The 21,522-nt window shown below is 49.4% G+C and carries 18 protein-coding genes and 1 riboswitch; of the genes, 9 read left to right on the plus strand and 9 right to left on the minus strand.

The genetic code is table 11. The annotated features are described in order from the left end of the window. Positions 1-68: 68 nt before the first annotated feature. Positions 69-1,007 (minus strand): hypothetical protein, encoded by a 939-nt coding sequence (locus AC6R0R_RS04670; RefSeq protein ID WP_240703677.1) that lies wholly within the window; start codon positions 1,005-1,007, stop codon positions 69-71. A gap of 190 nt (positions 1,008-1,197) precedes the next feature. Next, positions 1,198-1,752 (minus strand): recombinase family protein, encoded by a 555-nt coding sequence (locus AC6R0R_RS04675; protein ID WP_031781197.1) that lies wholly within the window; start codon positions 1,750-1,752, stop codon positions 1,198-1,200. Positions 1,753-2,020: 268 nt separating this feature from the next. On the opposite strand from AC6R0R_RS04675, the gene AC6R0R_RS04680 reads away from it, so the two are divergent. Together AC6R0R_RS04680 and AC6R0R_RS04685 are read left to right on the plus strand one after the other, a co-directional pair. Further along, a complete protein-coding gene (locus tag AC6R0R_RS04680) occupies positions 2,021-2,221 on the plus strand; it encodes a YodC family protein (protein ID WP_500625856.1) in 201 nt (66 codons plus the stop codon). A gap of 31 nt (positions 2,222-2,252) precedes the next feature. Next, positions 2,253-3,461 carry an IS256 family transposase gene (locus AC6R0R_RS04685; protein ID WP_500625857.1) on the plus strand — a complete coding sequence of 403 codons (1,209 nt, stop codon included), beginning with the start codon at positions 2,253-2,255 and terminating at the stop codon, positions 3,459-3,461. A 92-nt stretch (positions 3,462-3,553) separates the two neighbouring features. On the opposite strand, the gene AC6R0R_RS04690 is transcribed toward AC6R0R_RS04685, so the two are convergent. Beyond that, positions 3,554-4,369, minus strand: a complete 816-nt coding sequence (locus AC6R0R_RS04690) for a hypothetical protein (RefSeq protein WP_258614903.1) — start codon at positions 4,367-4,369, stop codon at positions 3,554-3,556. Between the two features lie 595 nt (positions 4,370-4,964). Between AC6R0R_RS04690 and AC6R0R_RS04695 the strand changes: the two genes are divergently transcribed. Both AC6R0R_RS04695 and AC6R0R_RS04700 read left to right on the plus strand, forming a co-directional pair. Next, complete coding sequence (locus AC6R0R_RS04695) at positions 4,965-6,674, plus strand: class I SAM-dependent methyltransferase (RefSeq protein ID WP_500625858.1); 1,710 nt, start codon at positions 4,965-4,967, stop codon at positions 6,672-6,674. A 5-nt stretch (positions 6,675-6,679) separates the two neighbouring features. Further along, positions 6,680-7,402, plus strand: coding sequence for a DUF429 domain-containing protein (locus AC6R0R_RS04700; RefSeq protein WP_500625859.1), 723 nt, complete (start codon positions 6,680-6,682; stop codon positions 7,400-7,402). Between the two features lie 39 nt (positions 7,403-7,441). On the opposite strand, the gene AC6R0R_RS04705 is transcribed toward AC6R0R_RS04700, so the two are convergent. Both AC6R0R_RS04705 and rrtA read right to left on the minus strand, forming a co-directional pair. After that, a complete protein-coding gene (locus AC6R0R_RS04705; RefSeq protein ID WP_500625860.1) occupies positions 7,442-8,854 on the minus strand; it encodes a DEAD/DEAH box helicase in 1,413 nt (470 codons plus the stop codon). A gap of 183 nt (positions 8,855-9,037) precedes the next feature. Beyond that, positions 9,038-9,577 carry a rhombosortase gene (gene rrtA / locus AC6R0R_RS04710; protein ID WP_500625861.1) on the minus strand — a complete coding sequence of 180 codons (540 nt, stop codon included), beginning with the start codon at positions 9,575-9,577 and terminating at the stop codon, positions 9,038-9,040. A 45-nt stretch (positions 9,578-9,622) separates the two neighbouring features. Here rrtA and AC6R0R_RS04715 point away from each other — a divergent pair, with 45 nt between their 5' ends. After that, on the plus strand, positions 9,623-10,243 hold the full coding sequence (locus AC6R0R_RS04715; protein WP_500625862.1) for a tRNA-uridine aminocarboxypropyltransferase: 621 nt from the start codon (positions 9,623-9,625) through the stop codon (positions 10,241-10,243). Positions 10,244-10,320: 77 nt separating this feature from the next. Further along, a riboswitch (purine riboswitch) is annotated at positions 10,321-10,420 on the plus strand. A 76-nt stretch (positions 10,421-10,496) separates the two neighbouring features. After that, positions 10,497-11,522 carry an adenosine deaminase gene (locus tag AC6R0R_RS04720; RefSeq protein WP_500625863.1) on the plus strand — a complete coding sequence of 342 codons (1,026 nt, stop codon included), beginning with the start codon at positions 10,497-10,499 and terminating at the stop codon, positions 11,520-11,522. 5 nt (positions 11,523-11,527) lie between these two features. On the opposite strand, the gene AC6R0R_RS04725 is transcribed toward AC6R0R_RS04720, so the two are convergent. The 4 genes from AC6R0R_RS04725 to AC6R0R_RS04740 all read right to left on the minus strand — a co-directional run bounded on the left by AC6R0R_RS04725 (position 11,528) and on the right by AC6R0R_RS04740 (position 17,366). Further along, on the minus strand, positions 11,528-12,832 hold the full coding sequence (locus tag AC6R0R_RS04725) for an anti-phage deoxyguanosine triphosphatase (protein WP_500625864.1): 1,305 nt from the start codon (positions 12,830-12,832) through the stop codon (positions 11,528-11,530). A gap of 51 nt (positions 12,833-12,883) precedes the next feature. Continuing rightward, a complete protein-coding gene (locus tag AC6R0R_RS04730) occupies positions 12,884-15,379 on the minus strand; it encodes a bifunctional diguanylate cyclase/phosphodiesterase (protein WP_500625865.1) in 2,496 nt (831 codons plus the stop codon). 59 nt (positions 15,380-15,438) lie between these two features. Further along, positions 15,439-16,038 carry a 5'-deoxynucleotidase gene (yfbR, locus tag AC6R0R_RS04735; RefSeq protein WP_500625866.1) on the minus strand — a complete coding sequence of 200 codons (600 nt, stop codon included), beginning with the start codon at positions 16,036-16,038 and terminating at the stop codon, positions 15,439-15,441. 113 nt (positions 16,039-16,151) lie between these two features. Then, positions 16,152-17,366 (minus strand): pyridoxal phosphate-dependent aminotransferase, encoded by a 1,215-nt coding sequence (locus AC6R0R_RS04740; protein ID WP_334550921.1) that lies wholly within the window; start codon positions 17,364-17,366, stop codon positions 16,152-16,154. Positions 17,367-17,587: 221 nt separating this feature from the next. On the opposite strand from AC6R0R_RS04740, the gene AC6R0R_RS04745 reads away from it, so the two are divergent. From AC6R0R_RS04745 to menH, 3 genes are read left to right on the plus strand one after another with little or no spacing between them, the layout of a single operon-like run. Further along, positions 17,588-18,916 carry an isochorismate synthase gene (locus tag AC6R0R_RS04745; protein ID WP_500625867.1) on the plus strand — a complete coding sequence of 443 codons (1,329 nt, stop codon included), beginning with the start codon at positions 17,588-17,590 and terminating at the stop codon, positions 18,914-18,916. Continuing rightward, complete coding sequence (menD, locus tag AC6R0R_RS04750; protein WP_500625868.1) at positions 18,917-20,653, plus strand: 2-succinyl-5-enolpyruvyl-6-hydroxy-3-cyclohexene-1-carboxylic-acid synthase; 1,737 nt, start codon at positions 18,917-18,919, stop codon at positions 20,651-20,653. Further along, the gene (gene menH / locus AC6R0R_RS04755) at positions 20,643-21,476 is read left to right on the plus strand and encodes a 2-succinyl-6-hydroxy-2,4-cyclohexadiene-1-carboxylate synthase (protein ID WP_500625869.1); all 834 of its coding nucleotides are present in this window, start codon (positions 20,643-20,645) and stop codon (positions 21,474-21,476) included. The genes menD and menH overlap by 11 nt, the downstream gene beginning before the upstream one ends. Positions 21,477-21,522 lie beyond the last annotated feature (46 nt).

A 21,522-nucleotide genomic window follows, 5' to 3' on the forward strand; every position in this document is an offset into this window, starting at 1 on the left:
TGTACACTTTGGTTTGAATTAGCCCGTAGGCCTTGTGGTATAAGGCTTACGAGCTCACAATGTCATTTCTATAACTCGTAGTTTTCTGTTACGTTAGGGGCTTTATTTCCACTATTTTTATCTTGAATACTTCCTTCGATAGTCCCAGCTTTTTCCAGCCACTTACTCCGTTGAGATATCGAGATACCTAGTTGAGAGCCCCTAGTGAACTTCCTTAAGCCTTCCCTGAAGATGTCCTCTCCAAAGAACTCAACGAGGCGGCTGATGCTCTTTGAGACGTCTTTAATTTGCTTTTGCTCCCACTGTTCATCATCTTTGTCAGGCACATACTCCTTACCCTTAAAAGCATCTGAGAGTCGTCTAATCTTCGGGAAACCCTTAGAGTCCCAACAGCTTTGGGGTAGGTAATAACGTGACTCCAAGCCAAACTTGAGGTTTTCAACAAAGCTCTCTAAGTCGTTCATCTCGATGTCATTCCCTAATGCTTCTTTGCAAGCTTTTAAGCCGTTAGCGATGTGTCCAGCCTGACCACGGCTACACCCAACAAGCTCCTCTATTTGAGAGACGCTTAGGTCAAACTCTCGGTTAACAATTAGCTTGCGAAACTTAGCTTGCGTTGCTTCATCTTTAGTAACTCCAACCCCATGTGCTTGGTTGACATCTTGCGCTGCTGAGAATGCCTCAGCGTAGGTACGGTTTTCTATGATCAACGAGTTAATCATCAATTCAGCATCGGGTTTTTCTTCAAGGTACTTCAGACAAGCTCCAGTGCGGTGAAAACCATCCACTACGTAATACTTGTCATCAATCACAAAAACAGTGATAGGTTGCCTTATAGGCTGTCCATTACGAAGGTCTTCAAGAATCTCCTTACTTTGGCTCTCTTGCTTAATCTCTTGCGCTGAACGTTCTCGTTTGTCTTTTATGAGTTCAACGTCACGGGCTTGCATCGCGGGATCGAGTATGAGAGTTCGAGGGTCTAAATACGCAAATCTGCTATCTGCCATGAATTGGTTCATAGTGTGTTATGTACCTGTAGGTATATGATTAATTATTAATGTTTCTCTTTTTGGTTTGATTGGAACCCTAGGAGGGGGAGGGTTCGGAGTAATACATATCGAATACGATTGCGGCGTACCGTTACGCACACACAAAACGGGATTTATAAAACTTCATTTTTTTGGTAATTACGGTGTACTAAGTCTTTGCTAAGGCTCTTTGGACTGTGGATAAGGAGACTCCTATTTCGGAGGCAATCTTTCTCAAGGAAAAACCTTGTGAACGTAGCTCAGCGATACGCTGGTGGTTAGTTGTGTTAGTTGGTCTACCTTTATATTTCCCTGCTGCTTTAGCTTTCTCAATGCCTTCCTGACGTCTTTCCTGAATCATTGCTAACTCGAATTGAGCTACAGCTCCTAGCATGTTCAGCATGAGCTCAGACATATGATCACTTCCACCAGCATTAAAGCTTAGGTTTTCCTTGTGGAATCTCACGCTAACACCTTGGCTAGTCCAGTCGTTTATTAGTTGCTTCAAATCAACCAAATTACGAGCTAGGCGGTCGATGCTATGAACGTGGATTGTATCTCCTTCTCGAACGTAGTCTTTAAGAGCTTCTAATGCTGGTCGTTTAGTTGAGCCACCACTGCATTTATCTGTAAAGCTCTTATCAAAGGTGATACCAGAATCTGTAAGTTGACGGTCTGTATTTTGGTCTGTGGTCGAAACACGCAGATAAGCTATGTGTGCCATTAGGTGTACCCGTTTAACTCTAAGATGTTAGAAATTTTATTGTGGTCACAATGCAAATTCAACCCTATTGGGTACTGTTTGATCAAGGTTTGACCGTAGTCGTTTGGGTATACCTAATGGGTACTCCTGAATACATGGTGTTTATCCTTTGTACGACGACTTCTAATTTATATCAGTGTGTAGATCACACTTACTAGTAAACATGTTGAATATTTTGTTGAATGAGCAATGCTTACTTACGTTAGTAAACAAACATAAGGAAACGATAATGTCTTTCAGTAAAGGTGATGTTGTAAAACTCAAATCAGGAGGTCCTGAAATGACGGTCGTAGAAGTTGATGACGAAGAGTGCTTTTGTAGGTGGTTTGATAGTAAAGGGCAACAGATGTCTGATAATTTTGAACAGGTAGGCTTAGAGAAAGTAGAGCGCAATAAGCGAGAGTGTCCTGAATTCTGTGTAACTGTCTAGACTTAAGCCTTAAAGGCTAAGGATGGACAATATGGATAAGAAAGCACTCGAAGCTTTTGCTCGTGAAGCAGCAAAGTCAATTAAGACTGAATCTGATCTTGATGACTTCCGAAAAATGTTAACCAAGGTGACCGTTGAAACGGCGTTAAACGCTGAACTCGATGAGCACCTTGGGTATCAAAAACACCAACCTAGAACTAGCTCCAACTCCCGCAATGGCTACTCGGGTAAATCAATCATCACCGATGATGGAGAAGTCGATATCGACGTCCCTCGCGACCGTGAAGCTAGCTTTGAACCTCAACTCGTCCGCAAGCACCAAACTCGATTCCAATCCATGGACGACAAGATATTAAGCCTATATGCGAAAGGCATGACCACACGTGAAATCGTCGCAACGTTCAAGGAAATGTATGATGCAGACGTCTCACCAACGCTGATATCAAAGGTGACCGACTCGGTACTCGAGCAAGTGATTGAATGGCAGTCGCGACCTCTCGACGAAATTTACCCTATCGTCTATCTCGATTGCATCGTGGTTAAGGTGCGTCAAGACAAGCAAGTCATCAACAAAGCGGTCTATCTTGCGTTAGGCGTCAACATGGAAGGCCAGAAAGAACTGCTCGGCATGTGGCTCTCTGAAACGGAAGGCGCCAAGTTCTGGCTTAACGTGCTGACAGAGCTTCAAAACCGTGGGGTAAAAGACATCCTTATCGCTTGCGTTGACGGACTAAAAGGTTTTCCTGACGCCATCAATACTGCGTTCCCAGAGACGCAAATACAGCTCTGTATCGTCCACATGGTGCGAAACTCGGTCAAATACGTCCCTTGGAAAGACTACAAAGCGGTGACGGCTGACCTGAAGAAAATCTACCAATCAGCCACAGAAGATGAGGCACTGCTCGCTTTAGAGCAGTTCTCTGAACGATGGGATAGTAAGTATCCTCAAATCAGTCGCTCTTGGACGGCGCATTGGGACAACCTCAACACCCTGTTTAACTACCCAGAGGATATTCGCCGAGCCATTTACACGACTAACGCCATTGAATCCCTCAACAGCGTTATTAGAAAAGCGATCAAGAAGCGCAAGCTCTTCCCAACGGATGAATCAGCTAGAAAGGTGATCTACCTGGCTATCCGAGATGCTTCCAAGAAGTGGACGATGCCGATTAGAAACTGGCGACAAGCTCTAAACCGCTTTATGATTATGTTCGAAGACCGACTCACTGAATACATGTAACCCCCGACAGTTACACAGAATTATTTACAGGGTCCAATAAGCCTATGGGCTTTAGGACCTCAAGAGCTTAACTAGGGCGGTGCTTGTCACCGCTATCCTAACCTTGTGATAACTTCGTTCATTGTATAGTGGACGAACTCTCTTCCGAGTTCTGTAAGTTCATATCGTTTAGTGTCTTCAAATGGTGATTCCATAGTATTTGAGTTTGATCTGGTTTTAGTTTGTTCTTTCATAAACTGGCCTTGGTGATTTTTTCTTCTAGACTGTCGTAGAACTCCTCCAGTACTAAGGTCTCTAATCACAAGGCTGAATAAGCCAGCGTCAGAAGAGTCATCTCGCGGCACACTATCAGAAAAAGACAACCATATTTGTCTTCTTGTTATTCCATCTGTATTTACAATAGCCTTAATTACCATGAAATGAATTTCATTATACTTGTCTATCCATTCGTTGAAGTGGCGTATTTGGTCATCGGGGCAAATAGAACTAGTTGCGGCATTTGTTAATAAATTCATTATGTACTTACGCTTCTCTTCTGTTTCTGCGTGGTCCCATGAACGAAAGGCTTTTCGTACCAACGACAAATAGCTTTCTGACTCCAACCTTGAGTCCAACTCCTCTTGATACTCCTCAACCCTTACAGAAAACTCATGCAGGTCTTTATATAATGCTTCAATCTTGATTTTATGAGTGTTCAACCACTCTTGATAAAGTTGGTTTATTTGTCCTTGCTCTTTGTCATTATGGATTGCATTTCCTGCCGCAATTACACCACCTACCCAAGGAATGACGCTCATAGCGTTAGCTGCAACTTTAAGTTTCCCTTTATGTTTCCCACCTTCAAGCAAAGCTAGTTCGTGAACAATAAACTCTTCTGCTCGAGGTGTATTGCTAACTAAATCTGACACTTTATCACTCCCTTATTTTATCAGTTGTGCCGCTATGCACCTAAAGTCTAGCGTTTTTACGTAAGCCTAAGAGTGTGAGGTTCTTAAAATGTGGCTACCATCTCAGTATGCTCCTCAATTGGTATCTGGACTCTCAAGTCTGCTACTGGAGCACGCTTTAGTTGTACAAAAAACTGGTACAAACCTTTAAAGTGATATATCTTTAAGTGGTTGATTTTAATTATTTTTAACTTGGTAGCTTGCAATCGAGAGTTCGAATCTCTCACTCACCGCCACATTCTAAAGGTCTGATTTATCAGGCCTTTTTTCATATCTGAAGATTGAAGAAGATTTTAGATAACTACTCTAGAACCAACACATATCATTCAGCCCAAATCTAACTTCTCGTAAAGGTCGAACCTTTACAAATCAGGCTGAGTCCAGTCACATTCACTACAAAAAAGCGCACAATCCAGCGGCGGTAGTCCGAAAATTTCAAATTGAACATCATGCCAAACGTGACGTAAATCACCAAACCTAACCCATTTCTAAGACTTTATCGCCATATGCAATTGAGCTGTATATCATGCTTTTAGAATGATGATCGGCGCCTATTATGTTCCAGACCACCTCTTTTTATGATGCGCACGCAGATGTGCTAGCGAAGCAATACAACTCAGTGTCGTTTGAGTCTGTTCACCAGTCTTGGCGGGCTTATTGGCCGAGTGCGGGCGCGTCTGTGCTTGATGTGGGGGCCGGTTCTGGGCGAGATGCAAAGTGGTGTAGCGCACAAGGGTGTGAGGTCATTGCTATCGAGCCGAGTGATTTGCTGCGAGATATTGGCAAACACAGCACGGGCCCGAATGTCACTTGGCTGAAAGATTCACTCCCAGGGCTAGAGAACACGCTCACCCTAGGCATGCGTTTTGACCTGATCTTAGTTAGTGCAGTATGGATGCATATACCGAGTAGTAAACGGGAGCGCGCGTTCAGGAAACTCTCATATCTTCTTGCTCCCAATGGCAAGCTTGTGATCAGTTTACGTCATGGTGAGTTCGATGATGGGCGCCACAGCTTCCCTGTTTCGGTGGGCGAAATTAAGCGCTACGCAAACGAACGTGCGCTACAAATGGAGTTGGTCACTGATAGCGATGATTCTCTTCAACGCAGCGGTGTGCATTGGCAAACTGTCGTGCTATCCCTACCCGATGATCGCTCTGGAAGTCTCAACACCGTTCGCCGTATTGTGATCAATGACAGTAAGTCGGCCACCTACAAATTGGCTTTATTGCGCACACTTTTACGTATTGCTGATGCCCATCCCGGCGCAGTGATGGAGAGAGCCGATGGCAAGATAACGCTACCAGCTGGGTTAGTCGCGCTTTACTGGGTCAGGCAGTTTAAGCGACTCATTGATGTCGATATCCAAGGCATGGGGATTCAACAAAACTCCAATAGCAGTAAAGGCCTGGGTTTTGTAAAAGAAGATGGATGGCACCAACTTAACCATCTAGCGGCGGATGATTTTGCCATTGGTGCGCTCTTTATGGGTGATGACGCCAAAGCCATACAAAAGCTCTTCTCACACACACTGGCGACCATCAAATCAGGTCCCGTAACCTTTATTTATCAAGGCAGTAAAGACAATCGCTTGTTTGAGTTATGTTCACCTTCCTCTCGTCGCAAGCGTCAAGACTCAGTGGTATTGGATGGCGCGTTTTTCGCAAGTTACGGTGAGTTTGTGCTTGATGAGGGTTTGTGGGAGTGCTTTCGCTTGTATCACTCATGGATTGAGCCTTTAGTCGTCAACCAATGGGTTAAAGAGATGCAGCGATTCGAGTTAAATCGCCAGCGTGGAATAGCGCTACATACCTACCATGATTGTTTGGTCTGGATTGATGCCGCGCATGATACGCGTGATGTACGACAAAGAGTTGAGGAGCTCAAAGGTCAAGGGACGGAGATTGTCAGTGTGTGGAGCGGTAAGCCGCTCGCAGATGCGTATCACGTTGATCATTGCTTGCCTTTTGCGTACTGGCCAAACAATGATAAGTGGAACTTATTGCCGACGACATCAGCGGAAAACCTGAAAAAAAGTGACCGACTGCCAACAGTTAAACGCCTGCATGACTCGAGAGTGCGAATCCTGGATTGGTGGAACGTTGCGTGGGGAAATGATGCACATCGCCAGCGCCGTTTTTTCACTGAAGCCGCATTATCGCTGCCCAATTTACCCGCCGCGTGTACCGACTTTGAGGAGGTATTTGAAGCGATGGGGCTTCAAGTGAGAGGGGTCAAAAGCCGCTTACTTGTCTCTGAGTGGTAACCACCATGACCTACACCGGAATTGATGGCTGCAAAGCAGGCTGGTTGGCTTGGGTAGTGACAGAAAATGCACGGCCTAAAGTCGTGATTGGAGAGAGTTTGGACGCACTGGCGGCGCAGATTGGGGGCACTGGAGTGTGGCTGGTGGATATGCCAATCGGTTTTAGCACCCCAGATCAGCCAGATAGGTTATGTGATAAGGCCGCGAGGGCGTTGCTCAAAGGGCGCCGGGCGTCGGTGTTTTCCGTGCCTTGTCGTGAGGCGGTCTACAGTGAGAGCTACGAGCGCGCCTGCGAGCAAAATGTGGCGCGGTTGGGTAAAAAATTCTCGAAACAAACCTGGGGCATTGTCCCTAAAATGCGTGAATTGGATGCCTTTGTCCGATCTCGGCGCAGTACGTCACTGTCTGTACGTGAAGCGCATCCTGAGCTGGCCTTTGCGGGGCTATCTGGTCAACCGATGGCGTGGAATAAAAAGTGTGTTGAGGGGCATCAGGAGCGGTTAGCGCTGCTAAATCACATTGCCCCAGATTGGATGACGGTGCTCAACTCAGCGTTGGCGAGCGTACCGCGTAAAGTGGCGGAGAAAGATGACATTCTCGATGCGTTTGTTCTGATGTGTATTGCGATGCGACCAGAAGAGTGGGTGAGCGTACCAAACCCTGCCAGCGATTTAGAATCTGGCTTGCCGCGTGAGATTGTCTATCTACCGAACACCGATGTGAGCTGAGTACCCGTTTCACATCGGCGTCATCCGTTTAACGCCGGTTTATTGCGCTTTTTGAGTGTTGGATGGCTTGTTTGGATGGTTACCTGAACGGTTTGGCTTTCTTGCACCGTTGCCGCTTTTCCCTGCGGGTTTACCACCACGGTTTTCACCGTTCGCCGATTTTGGGCCGAAGTGACGCTTGTTTTTGCTGGCCGGTTTGTGGCCACGGGCGTTGTCTGCTGAGCGTTGTCCGTCGGTGTGTTCCGTTTTCGGTTTCTTCGGCTTTTTCGGTTTCTTTGGCTTAATCGGGCGTGTGTCGAGTTTGGATTCTGGCAGCACGTTGACTGGCGCATAGCCTTCTAAGGCAAGGCGTGGCAACAGCTGTTGAATCAATCGCTCGATGGCAAATAGCTCGCTCGCTTCTGCCGCTTCCACCAAAGAGATCGCACGGCCCACTTCGCCAGCTCGACCTGTACGGCCAATTCGGTGAACATAATCTTCGGCCACATGCGGCAGTTCAAAGTTAACCACTTGAGGCAGCTGTGGGATGTCGATGCCGCGCGCCGCAATGTCGGTGGCCACTAGGACGCGAACGTCGCCAGATTTAAAATCCGCTAGTGCTTTGGTGCGCGCACTTTGACTTTTATTACCGTGAATTGGCGCTGCGGTGATCCCTTGCTCATTGAGGTAATACGCTAAGCGGTTAGCACCGTGTTTGGTGCGGCAGAACACCAGAACTTGTTTCCAGTCGCCATCTTGAATCAGTTTGACCAACATCGGCGCTTTCTTGCGCTTGTCGGCCGGGTAGATGCACTGCTCGATGGTGGTTGCGGTCGAGTTAGCAGGCGCGACAGACACTTCAACAGGGTTGTTCACCAAGCCTTTTGCTAAGTCACGAATCTCCGCTGAGAACGTCGCTGAGAAGAGCAGGTTTTGGCGTTTTTCTGGTAGCAGCGCCAAAATCTTGCGGATATCGCGAATAAAGCCCATATCCAGCATGCGGTCTGCTTCATCAAGAACCAGCACTTCCAGTTGATCAAATTTCACCGCGTTCTGTTGGTAAAGATCGAGCAAGCGGCCCGGCGTGGCGACCAATATGTCCAACCCTTTGCGCAGCTTCATCATCTGCGGGTTGATTTTGACGCCGCCAAATACCACACCCGAGGTTAGGCGTTGGTAACGGCTGTACTTGAAGACGTTTTCTTGCACTTGCGCCGCCAATTCACGAGTCGGTGTAAGGACGAGCGCACGAATATGATTGCCTTTGACGCGCGTGCCGTTATCGAGGCGCTCTAGAATTGGCAGTGTAAAGCCTGCGGTTTTACCTGTGCCTGTCTGTGCTGCGGCCATGACATCTTGACCAGCAAGCACCGCTGGAATGGCTTGTTGCTGGATTGGTGATGGCTCACGGTAGCCTTGTTCATCAATGGCTTTAAGCAGCGGAGCAGAAAGACCTAAATCGGTAAAACCCATACGTTGTTCTCTGTTGTGATGTAATCACGCCCCAGCGTGTATGCGGGGGGCGAAAAAGTGGGCCATTCTGCGCCCTTTGTCTCTGAACATCAATAAAATTATTGAGACAAAGGGCACAAAGACCGGGCGTCAAGGAGGGCAGTGCAAGACGGCGGATGCGGCTGTGGCTGATTTGAGCGTGACTTATTTTAGCGTGATCGCGTCTTTGTTTTGTTGCGTGAGCAAGTGCATGACAAGCGCGAAGAGCAAGCCGGTCCCCGCGCCAAAGAGATGTGCATCAATGGCGACAGGTGCTTCAATCAGAGCGCTGGTGGATTCTGGCGCGCCCATGCTTTGCTCCCAAGCAATTTTTGCCAGCAAGCCAAGCACAAGTAGCCCGTTACTTTTTCGCCTTGGTAAATGGCTCTTGCTTGGTAAGTATTCACGTAAGGCGAAGTAGCCAAATAGTCCATGTAAAACGCCAGAGAGGCCAACATAGCCTTGCATCGTCGTTGTTAAGTTAAGTAAACCGACGCCAAGGCTACAGAGAAACAGGGCTAAAATAAGATCAAAGGGGCGAGGGCGGAATAGATAGCAAATCACCCACAGACCTGCGAGGTTCATCGCAAGGTGGGCAAGGTTGGTATGGGTAAAGTTTCCTGTTACGATCCGCCACCACTGACCTTGTTGGATATCGATCTGCTGCCAAGCGCTCCAAGTCGCGGCGGGTTCAGTTTGTAACACGGCACACACAAGGCTAATGAGCCCCAATAGGATAATTAAGCAGAAATGACGTTTCGGTACTGTACTCAATGTGGGAAATCACTCAAAGCGTGTCTATGCCAATGGATAGTGCCGCTATCCTCTCATGTGGAACTCATCATACTCCAACATAAAGCGGAAACCCACCGACCAATGGGCACCGCGCGGATCTTGACGCTCTCGCTCTCTAACAGTCGCTGTTACGTCGGGGAAGATTTCAGTAAGCATGAGGCGCTCAACGCCCTGCTTAGTGAACCCAACGTCGAGCATTGGGTACTGTTTCCCGGTGAAGGTGCGCAGAGCTATGAGCAAGTGAGAACGCGCCTCCAGCAAGCTGAGCCTAAGGTGCGTCTGCGCGTGATTCTATTGGATGGCACATGGAAGAAAGCCTATAAAATGTGGCAACTCTCGACCAATTTACACGCTTTGCCTAAAGTTGCGCTCCCCACGGATCTGGTGGGCAACTACCGCATTCGTAAATCGCCCAGTGCCAACAGTTTATCGACGGTGGAGGCAGGCTATCACATCTTGCGTCTGCTTGAGCCTCGGCAGGATTTCACCCCACTTATTAATGCGTTTGAGAAGATGATCGATTTCCAGATTGCGCAAATGCCGCCAGGCGTGTTCGAGAAAAACTACCAAGGCTAGGTGTTGCCACGCAGCAAAGGTTGGCAAAGTCTTCTATCTCGGTATATGCTTAACGCAATCGTTTTCACCGTAAGGCCATCATCGGCGCTGCGGTGCTTCGTATAATCCCACTGATACGGTGTGGGAGTCTCTACCTGGAGCCGTAAATTCCAGATTACGAAGAGATAAGTGCAAGTCGCTTTTCTCTTTGTATGTCTGAAATTCGTCAAGGGAAAAGCGTTTGTTGTGAAAGTGTCATTAAGAGGCGACAAACGTGAATCATACTGCTTTTATTCAAAACCTACCCAAAGTTGAACTCCACCTGCACATTGAAGGCACCTTAGAGCCCGAGATGATGTTTGAGCTGGCCAAGCGCAATCAGATAGACCTGCCCTTTGCGACGCCTGAAGCGGTCAAGCAAGCCTACCAGTTTACCAATCTTCAATCGTTTTTAGACATCTACTACCAAGGCGCCAATGTGCTGATTCAAGAGCAAGATTTCTACGATTTGACGTGGGCGTACTTGCTGCGCTGTGAGCAAGATAATGTGATGCACACTGAGATCTTTTTCGACCCGCAAACGCACACCGCGAGGGGTATAGCCTTCTCTACCGTGATCAACGGCATCACGCGAGCTTTGGATGACGGCCAGCACAAGCTCGGCATTACTAGCCAAGTGATTATGTGCTTTCTTCGTCATTTGGATGAAGAGAGCGCGATGGACACGCTTGAAGAAGCGATGCCGTTTAAAGAGAAGATCGTTGGCGTAGGACTCGATTCCTCAGAACTTGGCCATCCGCCAGAAAAGTTTGAACGCGTGTTTGCCAAGGCGCGTGAGGCGGGCTTTTTGACCGTCGCACACGCAGGCGAAGAGGGGCCAGTCGCTAACATCACCAACAGTTTAGATAAGCTGCATGTGGCGCGAATCGATCATGGAGTGCGTTGCAGTGATGATCCAAGCTTAGTCGCCTCGCTTGCACAATCGCGCGTGCCGTTGACGGTCTGCCCGCTATCAAACATCAAGTTAAAGGTCTTTGATGAGATGGCGCAGCACAACATTGTGGACCTATTGCGCCAAGGGCTTTGTGTGACGATCAACTCTGACGATCCCAGTTACTTTGGCGGTTACATGAGCGATAACTTTCTTGCGGTTGCCGGCAGCCACGCACTGAGCCGCGATGAACTGGCCATGTTCACTCGTAATGCGATTGAAGCCAGTTTCATTTCAGAGCAAGAAAAAGCGCGCCTGAATGCCCAGCTCCACGCCTATATGGAAGCAGGGCAGTCCGAGCGTAGCTAATCGCGTTAATGTGACGAAAACAGCTGTTGGTGCAGGCGCTGAGCGTGGCCATCGGTCATTGAGGAGATGTAGTCGGCTATCACGCGATAGCCGTCTGCGCTCTGTGTCCACTGTTGGCGCACTTCGATAGGCAGCAATCGCTCTGGATCGGCGCTCAGCGCTTCAAAGATATCCATAATGATCTGCTGGCCTTTATATTCGACCACCTGAACGTGGGGCACTTGAATCACATAGTCGCTGACAAAGCGCTTGAGAATATCCAGTGCTAGCGCCATTTGTGGCTCCAAAAAGGCATTGAAAGCCAATAAGTCACAATCGAATGGCGCATCCACCGGCTTGATAGAAACGCTGGTCAGCAGGGCGTTGACCATACCGCCAATGGCATCTTTGCGCTGAAAGTGCGTGCCGGCAAACAGCATTTCAGTGATGGAGTCGATGTGCTGCTCAAACCAACTCTCACCGCACTCCGACAACTGGCTCGCCGCGCCCTCTATCCATTGATGACGGGTGACCAGACCAAGCACTATGGCATCTTCCAGATCGTGTACGCCGTAGGCAATATCATCTGCCAGTTCCATAATGGAGCAATCGAGCGACTTAAAGCGCGTTTTGTGGTGTCCTTGGCCGCTTGGCGCTTCACGCAGTTCGCTAAAGCGCGTTTTGTCCGCTTGAGAGAGCGGTTGTAGCATCCAATCAAAGGTGACTTGGTCACAATCGTAATACCCTTTCGCAGGCGACCACTCTTTGGCTTTTAATCGCCGTTGATGAGAGACCGGCGGTGGCGTGTCGGCGGAGCAAGTTTGGCTGAGCGGCGCTGGGTATTTCATCAACCCAAGCAGAGTGCGCCGCGCGAGGTTCATACCAAAATGCTCGGTGTAGGGTTCAAGCTGGGTAACAATACGAAAAGTTTGCGCGTTGCCTTCAAAGCCGCCGTGGTCGCGCATCATGTAGTTCAGGGCGACTTCGCCGCCGTGCCCATAAGGCGGGTGGCCAATATCGTGCGCCAAACATAACGAATCAATTAAGCTATCGCTAGGCAGTAGGTCACGAAACTCAGGCTGCTTCTTTTTGATTTGCGCGACAATACCCGTGCCGAGCTGAGCGGCTTCAAGCGAATGGGTGAGACGGGTGCGGTGAAAATCATCAAAGCTGGTGCCATGCACTTGGGTTTTGGCCTGCAAACGACGAAACGCCGCAGAGTGGAGGATTCTTGCTCGATCGCGCTGGTATGGGCTGCGATGATCGTCACGGCGAATTTTATGTTCATCGTCGTGGCGCATCAGCCACGCCGGGTCCAAGTTGAAATCCATCAGCACATCACCTTTCGAACGTTACGTGTTTAAACCTCGAGTATGCCTAGCTTACGATGGATTGCCAATCTGCTTTATCAAATCCTCAATAGACAGAGGTTTGGCAAAGAAATATCCCTGACCTAAATTGCAGTCGTACTCGATCAACTGCTGGCTTTGCTCTTGCGTTTCTATCCCTTCGGCGACCACTTTCATCTTATGCGCTTTGCCGATGGCGATGATCGCTTTGACCAGCGCATCACTCTGTTTGTTTACCAGCATTTTATCGACGAAGCTGCGGTCAATCTTGATCTCGTTAATCGGTAGATTGCAGAGGTAGCTTAGAGACGAGAACCCAGTCCCAAAGTCATCCAACGAGACTGCAAACCCGCTCTCTCTGACTTGGTTAAGGATTGGGGTGACCATTTCTAAGTCATCAATCAGGACGTTCTCGGTAATTTCAACCGTGATGCGGCTGCGGTCGATCTGCAGTTCATCAATAATACGAGTGAGCTGATCGAGGAAGTTTTTCGCCATCAATTGGCTCGGCGAAATGTTAATGGAAAGACCCAGCGCATCCTGCCCATTGGGGAAGTGCGCAATGATGTGCTGGCACGCATGGCGAATGACAAACTCGCCGATTTGATGGATAAGACCGATCTCTTCTGCTTTACGTATCAGCTCAATCGGTGACACATGCCCAAGTTCAGGGTTGTGCCAACGCAGCAGCGCCTCTACCGATTCAAACTGGCCAGATTGCAGGTTGACCTGCGGTTGGAACACCATATAGAGCTCATTATTCCTGATGGCGTTTCTCAGCTCTTTTTCTAAAGTCAGCTCGTATTGAACACGCTTGTTAATTGACTCATCAAAGAACAACACGCGCCCTTTGCGGCGGGCTTTTGAGGTATAGAGCGCCGTGTCGGCGCGAGTGATAAGCTCTTCGGGATTCAAACCATCTTGCGGATAGATAGCGACACCGATACTACAACTGGTGGAGATCACTTTGCCATCCACCACCATTTCTTGTTTAAAAATATCGCGGATTTGATGGGCGATCTCTTCGGCATCGAGCACTGAGCCCAGTTGTGGGACGCAGAACACAAATTCATCGCCGCCAAAGCGCGCTACCAGTGAGTGATCATTGAGCATCTCGGTAAACTGATGGCCGACATAGGTTAGCAGCTTATCACCCACAGAGTGGCCAAAGGCGTCGTTGACCTTTTTAAAGTCATCAATGTCGACAAACATGATCGCCGTGAGCGGTGTTTCTTGATTGGCATTGCGAATCGCCTGTTGAATAAACTCAATCAAGAAGGTGCGGTTGGGCAACTCGGTTAAACTGTCGTGCAGGGCTTGATGTTGCAGCTCACTTTTGGCCTCTTGCAACTGGGTAAAGTCACGAGAAATCTGCTTTTGCATGATGCGATAACGTAGCCCAACACGTTTACCGACCACCCAAGAGAGCAAGCCTAAAATGCCACAGACCAGAATGCTCGCCAGCAAGACCTGATTGAGCTCTCGCTGATTGCTCTGCGTGATCTGTTGCTCCCGATCCATGAGAAAATCTTCGACGGGCTTGAGGTAAACACCTGTCCCGACAATCCAATCCCAGTCGGGCAGGTAGGTGACATAGCTGAGCTTGTAGGAATCTTCGCTACCGAGCGGCGTTTGGCTTGAGTGGTAACGGACAAAGCCACTGCCTTGGTGGGCGGTATCGACAATGGCTTGAATGTACTGAAAGCCGGTTTTATCGGTAGCGTCTAAGCGTTCAACACCGAGCAGCGCTTTGTTGGGGTGAGAGAGCATCGCCCCTTTGCTGTCCATGATGAAAATGTAGTCGTTGTTGCCGTAGCGATAATCTGAGATGCGTTCAATCAAACGTTGTTTGATATCTTGCTCGACATCCACCACGTACTCACCGGTACCAATAAACCAATCGTAGGGCTCAAACAGCGCCACATAGCCAATTTTGTCGAACTTTTGATCCAAAGCGTTGGGCTTGTTCCAGTGCCAGCGGTGGTAGACACGCTGTTGATTGCTGACCATTCGGGAGAGGTCTCGAGTGAGGTACGAACCATTGACATCTTGAAGATCCCACATGTCCGTTCCTTCTAACTGGGGAAGAATCGGATGCATGACATTGGTACCATCGAGCTGATAGACAAAGAAATACCCGCGCCCTTGATTGAATCGAATGGGTCTGAGCGCTTCGGTGATCGCCTTTTTGATGGTCTCTTCGGGTTGGCCTTCATACTGGCGATATAAGTTTTGTGCAATGGCGAGGGCTTCTTCAACGCGCTGTTTAATGTCTCGGCGAAGCAGATCTTCGGTGCGTTTTTTCTCAAACTCAATCTGATCGACAATATTGGTCACGCGATTTTGGATACTTTTGCGCTGTGTGGTGTAGAAGTTGTCGCGCAGGGAGTTGACGTCTTTTTCCAGCGCAAAGCGATTTTCGTTGACGATTAAGGCCACAATGACAATCGCAAATGTGACCATTAAGGTAAGCGGCACATACTGAATGAACATCAGCAGTTTTTTATCATTAGAGATACCGTCCTGCACTACACACCTCGTCTTAGGGCTTTTTGATTAAGTGTAGACAGAAAGTACTAGCTTGCCAGTTAACTTATCTCATCGAGAGAGAGCTCAAAACTCGGGGCGAAGGTGTTGAGGAAGTACTCCATTTCGGGGGTATGGCGCTCTTTTAGCGTCACATCGAGGCGCTTTTTGGCCAAGGCGTATTCATGGTTGCCCGCACTGAGTTCTTCCAAACATTTGAGATAGGCACAGATGGTGTCGGCTTGCTTAACGATGGCAGCATCGTCACTGTGCGCTTGATGAGAAACTAAGTAAGGCGCGAAGTCTTCTTGGAACTCTTCCGGCAGCATGGAGAGCAACTTCCTCTCGGCCGCCGCTTCGATTTTTTTGTACTCTTTGGCGATCTCAGGGTTGTAGTATTTCACTGGAGTCGGTAAATCGCCCGTCAATACTTCACTGGTGTCGTGATACATGCCGAGCAGTGCGACACGCTCTGCGTTGACTTGGCCGCCAAACTTCTTGTTTTTGATAAGCGCCAGTGCGTGGGCGACAAACGCGACTTGCAAGCTGTGCTCGGAGATGTTTTCAGTGGAAACAGAGCGCATGAGCGGCCAGCGCTGAATGAGTTTCATACGGGCCAAATGGGCGAAAAAGTGGCTTTCTTGGGGCTGATTGGATGACATTTCTCTACCTCCTAGAAATGAAAAAAGGACACGAGGTCGTGTCCTTAGCATAAGAAAATTTGGCGGCGATTACTATTGCCGAATCGCTGATTACACCACGTCGCCGAGACGCGTTACTGGCTGTACCCGGAGAGGAATTTCTCAAAGCGGCCAATGGCCAGTTCCAAGTCTTCAACATGGGGCAATGTCACGATGCGGAAGTGATCCGGTTTGGGCCAGTTGAAGCCAGTGCCTTGTACCAGTAGCACCTTCTCTTGGATCAGAAAATCCAACACCATTTTTTGGTCATCTTTGATCTTGTACATCTTGGTATCAATTTTAGGGAACAGATACATTGCCCCCTTAGGTTTGACACAAGAGACGCCAGGGATTTGGTTGATCAGCTCCCAAGCGCGGTCGCGCTGCTCCAGCAATCGACCACCGGGTAAGATCAACTCATTGATACTTTGATAGCCACCGAGCGCGGTTTGAATTGCATGCTGCATAGGCACGTTGGCACACAAACGCATCGACGCCAGCATGTCCAGGCCGTTGATGTAGCCTTGAGCCAGGTGTTTTGGCCCGGTCATAAACATCCAGCCGCCACGGAAACCACACACACGGTAGGCTTTGGAGAGGCCATTGAAGGTCATCACCAGCACATCGTCGGTCAAGGTCGCAACCGAGGTGTGCGTTGCGCCATCGTAGAGCACTTTGTCGTAAATCTCATCGGCGAAGATGATCAACTTGTGTTGGCGCGCAATTTCAATCACTTCTAATAGGAAATCACGGCTGTAGACCGCACCGGTTGGGTTGTTTGGGTTGATCAAGACAATCCCGCGGGTTTTGGGCGTGATCTTCTTCTTGATGTCATCCAGATCGGGGTACCAATCGGCTTGCTCGTCACACAGATAGTGCACCGCTTTACCACCTGACAGTGCGACTGACGCTGTCCATAGTGGGTAGTCCGGTGCTGGCACTAGCATCTCTTCGCCGTTGTTGAGTAGCGCTTGCATCGCCATCACGATCAACTCCGACACGCCGTTACCGATGTAGACGTCTTCCACATCAAGCGAGCGAATACCTTTACGTTGGTAATGTTGCACGACCGCTTTACGGGCCGAGTAAATGCCTTTGGAATCGCAATAACCTTGTGATGTTGGCAGGTTACGAATCACATCGACCAAAATTTCGTCAGGGGCGTCGAAGCCAAATGGGGCGGGGTTGCCGATATTGAGCTTTAGTATTTTGTGTCCTTCTTCCTCCATGCGTTTAGCATGTTTCAGTACAGGACCCCTAATGTCATAGCAGACATTGTCGAGTTTTGACGACATCCCGATATTTTGCATTGGCAACAACCTAAAAATAATTGAATTTCTTTATTAAAGTAACTCAATTCAAAGTTATTTAGAATAAAAATCTGAATGATTGCGGCTATTTAGTGAGCTTGTAGCACGCGTATTATCACAGGATTTCGCAAAACATTGCTTGCATCCTTGATTTGAGTAGGGTCAATAAATAGAGTAGCGGTATAAAATTGAATAATGATCTCTTTGCATACGAGGCTGATTTGTCCCATTTCCATCAAGCAGTCACTGAACTGATAGAACGCGTCAAGCAAGCAGAAGATGGCACCGCCCGTCTGGTTCAAGCTCTTGAAGACAAACCAGAATGTTCAATGATCGATTGGCTGGATGCTCAGCCACTTTTCCCTAAATTTTACTGGCAGTCTCGCGATACTCGTGAAGAGGTGGTGGCGCTCGGTCAGTGGCATACTTTCGTTGACCCGGCTCCCGCTTACGCAATTTTATCGGCAGATCAGCGCGTGTGGGGAGGGAGAGCGTTTGATGGTGATGATGAAAAAAATCGCCGTTGCATGCCGTCGTTTTTCTTCTTACCTCAAGTGGAGTTGATTCGTCTTGATGGTCAATGGTCTTTGGCGGTCAACCTTAACCCAGATAAATCGCGCACCTTGATGGCGCTAACCAAATTGCTTTGCGAGGTGGCCAAGCTCAAGCCTTTAAGTGCTAACGTGCAGAGCATGGCCCATAGCCCAGAGCAGCCGCAGTGGCATGATTTGGTCGACAAAGTGTTGCACGGTATCGATAACGATCAGTTTAAAAAAGTGGTGCTCGCAAGGCGCACCGATGTGGCGCTAGACCGAGCGATCAGCGCTGCGCAACTGCTTAAATCCAGCCATGAGCAAAATCACCATAGCTTCCATTTTATGTTGGCGCTAGACAGCAAACACAGCTTCGTAGGGTCAACGCCAGAGCGGCTCTATGCCCGCCAAGAGAATGAGCTGCACACCGAAGCCTTAGCTGGCACGATTGGTCGTGGGCAAAGTGCGACGCAAGATATGGCGCTCGCCAATTGGCTGGCCAATGACAGCAAGAATCTCAACGAAAACCAGTACGTGGTGGATGACATAGTGCAAAGCCTTGCGCCGTTTTCTTCCCATGTTGAGGTGGAGCAAGAGGCGCGTTTGGTTCGGCTGAGAAAAGTGCAGCACCTTAAGCGCACCATTCACGCCACGCTACACTCTGGTATTAACGGTGTGCAGTTGCTTAGCGCTTTGCAGCCGACGGCTGCGGTCGCGGGTTTGCCGCGTCAGGCGTCGATCGATTTTATTCGCCAACACGAGCCGTTTGCGCGCGGTTGGTACGCAGGTTCTATGGGCTTTATTAGCCATCAACGTGCCGAGTTTTGCGTGGCGATCCGTAGCGCTTTGGTCTTGGGGGAGACAGTGCAGCTCTTTGCCGGGGCAGGGATTGTGCCCGGCTCTGTGGCTGAGCATGAGTGGCAGGAGCTGGACAAAAAAATGTCGACGCTACTGTCACTGTTTGGCCATCAATCACCGCCTTTTTGTCAACGCTCATCATTAGGAGTGGCTTCGTAAATGCCCCCACAAACCCATACTCAAGCGGTGACAAATCGTCTTTGGTCGCGTGTTTTACTGGAAGAATTATCTCGATTTGGCGTGCGTCACGTCTGTGTCGCGCCAGGCTCGCGTTCTACACCATTGACCCTAGAAGCCCATGCCAATGCGCATTTTACCCTGCACACCCATTTTGATGAGCGAGGTTTAGGCTTTCTCGCTTTAGGGCTGGCCAAAGCCAGTCAACAACCAGTCGCTATTGTTGTCACCTCTGGGACGGCGGTGGCCAATCTTTTGCCTGCGGTTGCTGAGGCCAAGTTAACTGGCGAGCCTTTAGTGGTACTCAGTGCCGATCGCCCCCCGTCGTTGGTGGATTGCGGCGCGAACCAAGCGATCAATCAAATAGGGGTGTTCTCAACCCATGTCACTAACAGCTTAAATCTGCCTATCCCTGCGGGTCGAGAGGCGTATCCTTGGCTGCTGACATCGGTTGATAACCTGATGGCAAGCCAGCAGCGCGAGGGCGGGGCGGTGCACATTAACTGCCCATTTCCTGAGCCTCTCTATCTCAGCGTTGAGGATGAGCCAGTCTTGGCGCAAAGTCTCGATACCTTATGCCCTGAACTGGCTCAGTGGACGCTATCATCCACACCTTATTCGCAAAAAAGTGCTGCTCAGCACAGTGAGCCTTGCCATGTTCCTAATCTGGCGGGCAAGAAAGGCGTGGTGGTGGTGGGGAGTGTGGGAGTAGAGGAAGCTAAACAAGCCAAACACTTAGCCGACACATTAGGTTGGCCGGTGTTTTGCGATCCGCAGTCAGGCGTTAGTTCGCCTTGGGCACACTACGATTTATGGCTGCAAAATTCGCGTTTTCGCTCTCAGCTTGCATCTTGCGAGTGCGTCCTACAGTTTGGCTCGCGTCTGGTCTCTAAACGTTTGGTGCAGTGGATAGCCGAGCGCGTTACTTACTCGGGCGCTGAGTATCACTATGTGTCACCTGACCCTGCGCGCAATAACCCGAACCATCTGCCACAGCATCATCACGAGGTGGATATTGGCCGTTGGATTGAGAATGTCCAAGCGATGATGCCCTCAGCGGTAGGCCGTCAAATCGGATGGGCGGAGCGCTTAATAGAAGCAAGTGAGCAAACACGTCGCCTAGTGCAGCAGTTCAATGTGAATGGCGCGCTCAGCGAAGTATCCGTGGCCATGTCGTTAGAATCGTTGCCCGATGAGGCATCGCTCTTTATTGGCAACAGTTTGATTGTTCGCTTGGCGGATATGTTTACTGCGTTGACGCCGCGAGAGGTACTGAGTAACCGCGGTGCATCGGGCATTGATGGCTTGATTGCCACTGCAGCAGGTGTTGTTCGTGAGCGTCAAACGCCGACTGTGGTGCTGCTTGGCGATACCTCCGCACTTTATGACTTGAATTCACTTGCCCTGTTCCATCATGAGGCAACGCCGGTGGTGATTGTGATTACCAACAACGATGGCGGCGCGATTTTTGATTTGTTGCCGGTCCCAGATAGAGAGAAGCAAGCTCTGTATCAAATGCCGCACGGTTTTCATTTTGAACACGCCGCGGCGCAGTTTGGCCTTGCGTATCGTCAGCCAAAGACGTTGGCGGACTATCAGCACTGTTTAGCCACGCACCTCAAGCAGGGAAGTGGCGCACTCATTCTTGAAGTTGTCACGCCCGCGGGTGAGGCGTCGAGTCATATTCGTCAATGTGTTAGTCAGATCCATGCTCTCTAGTCAGTTCTTCCCTGCCGATGATGTTCAGAAAAAAGACAGTATTCAGCAAGCCGGTGACGCGCCGCTATTGATGTTTCTTCACGGCTTTCTTGGTTCAAGTGACGACTGGCGTGAGACGCTCAGCTATTTGAGCGAGTTTGATCGACTTTGCCTCGATCTTCCGGGGCACGGTGAGAGTGTCGGTATTCACCCCGAGTCATTTTCGACTTGCTGCGCACAGATCACCAAGAGTGTGTTGGCGAGATTACAGAGTGAGCAAATCTCTTTGGAGCGACCTATAGTGGTAGTGGGTTACTCGCTTGGCGCTCGCCTTGCCATGATGGGCACGGTGAAGCGCGATTTTGCACCGCTGAACATCCAAGCCTTGCTGCTAGAGGGCGGTAATTTTGGCTTGCAAGATGAAGCACAGCGCCACGAGCGATGGCGCAGTGATGCGCAATGGGCCCGCCGCTTTAGCGAGGAGCACATTGAGCAGGTATTGAGCGATTGGTATCGCCAGCGCGTATTTAGTTCACTAAAGGATGCGCAAAGACAAACTCTTATCTCCAAGCGCAGTGATAATCTAGGCCCCGCGGTGGCCAAGATGCTATTAGCAACGTCTCTGGCGAAGCAGCCGGACTGCTTAGACGCACTGCGCCAACTCACCCTACCAATCACCTATGTCTGCGGTGAGCAGGATGAGAAATTTAAACAACTTGCACAGCGCAGCAGGCTCCACCTCTGCTGCGTTGAGAATGCGGGGCACAATGTTCATGTTGAACAGCCCCAACGCTTTGCAGAGCAGGTGCGCGCGCAGTGTATTGCGCTTGCCGCTCGCTCTTAGACATTATGCCCCGCTCGATTGGGCTACAAGACAAAACAGGAATCAT

This window comes from Vibrio sp. R12-SW3-ISO1, assembly GCF_059834005.1.

Coding starts and splice junctions, on each gene's coding strand:
- AC6R0R_RS04670 (WP_240703677.1), bottom strand. CDS start 1,007: ATGGCAGATAGCAGATTTGCGTATTTAGACCCTCGAACTCTCATACTC.
- AC6R0R_RS04675 (WP_031781197.1), bottom strand. CDS start 1,752: ATGGCACACATAGCTTATCTGCGTGTTTCGACCACAGACCAAAATACA.
- AC6R0R_RS04680 (WP_500625856.1), top strand. CDS start 2,021: ATGTCTTTCAGTAAAGGTGATGTTGTAAAACTCAAATCAGGAGGTCCT.
- AC6R0R_RS04685 (WP_500625857.1), top strand. CDS start 2,253: ATGGATAAGAAAGCACTCGAAGCTTTTGCTCGTGAAGCAGCAAAGTCA.
- AC6R0R_RS04695 (WP_500625858.1), top strand. CDS start 4,965: ATGTTCCAGACCACCTCTTTTTATGATGCGCACGCAGATGTGCTAGCG.
- AC6R0R_RS04700 (WP_500625859.1), top strand. CDS start 6,680: ATGACCTACACCGGAATTGATGGCTGCAAAGCAGGCTGGTTGGCTTGG.
- AC6R0R_RS04705 (WP_500625860.1), bottom strand. CDS start 8,854: ATGGGTTTTACCGATTTAGGTCTTTCTGCTCCGCTGCTTAAAGCCATT.
- AC6R0R_RS04715 (WP_500625862.1), top strand. CDS start 9,623: ATGACGTTTCGGTACTGTACTCAATGTGGGAAATCACTCAAAGCGTGT.
- AC6R0R_RS04725 (WP_500625864.1), bottom strand. CDS start 12,832: ATGGATTTCAACTTGGACCCGGCGTGGCTGATGCGCCACGACGATGAA.
- yfbR (WP_500625866.1), bottom strand. CDS start 16,038: ATGTCATCCAATCAGCCCCAAGAAAGCCACTTTTTCGCCCATTTGGCC.
- AC6R0R_RS04740 (WP_334550921.1), bottom strand. CDS start 17,366: ATGCAAAATATCGGGATGTCGTCAAAACTCGACAATGTCTGCTATGAC.
- menD (WP_500625868.1), top strand. CDS start 18,917: ATGCCCCCACAAACCCATACTCAAGCGGTGACAAATCGTCTTTGGTCG.
- menH (WP_500625869.1), top strand. CDS start 20,643: ATGCTCTCTAGTCAGTTCTTCCCTGCCGATGATGTTCAGAAAAAAGAC.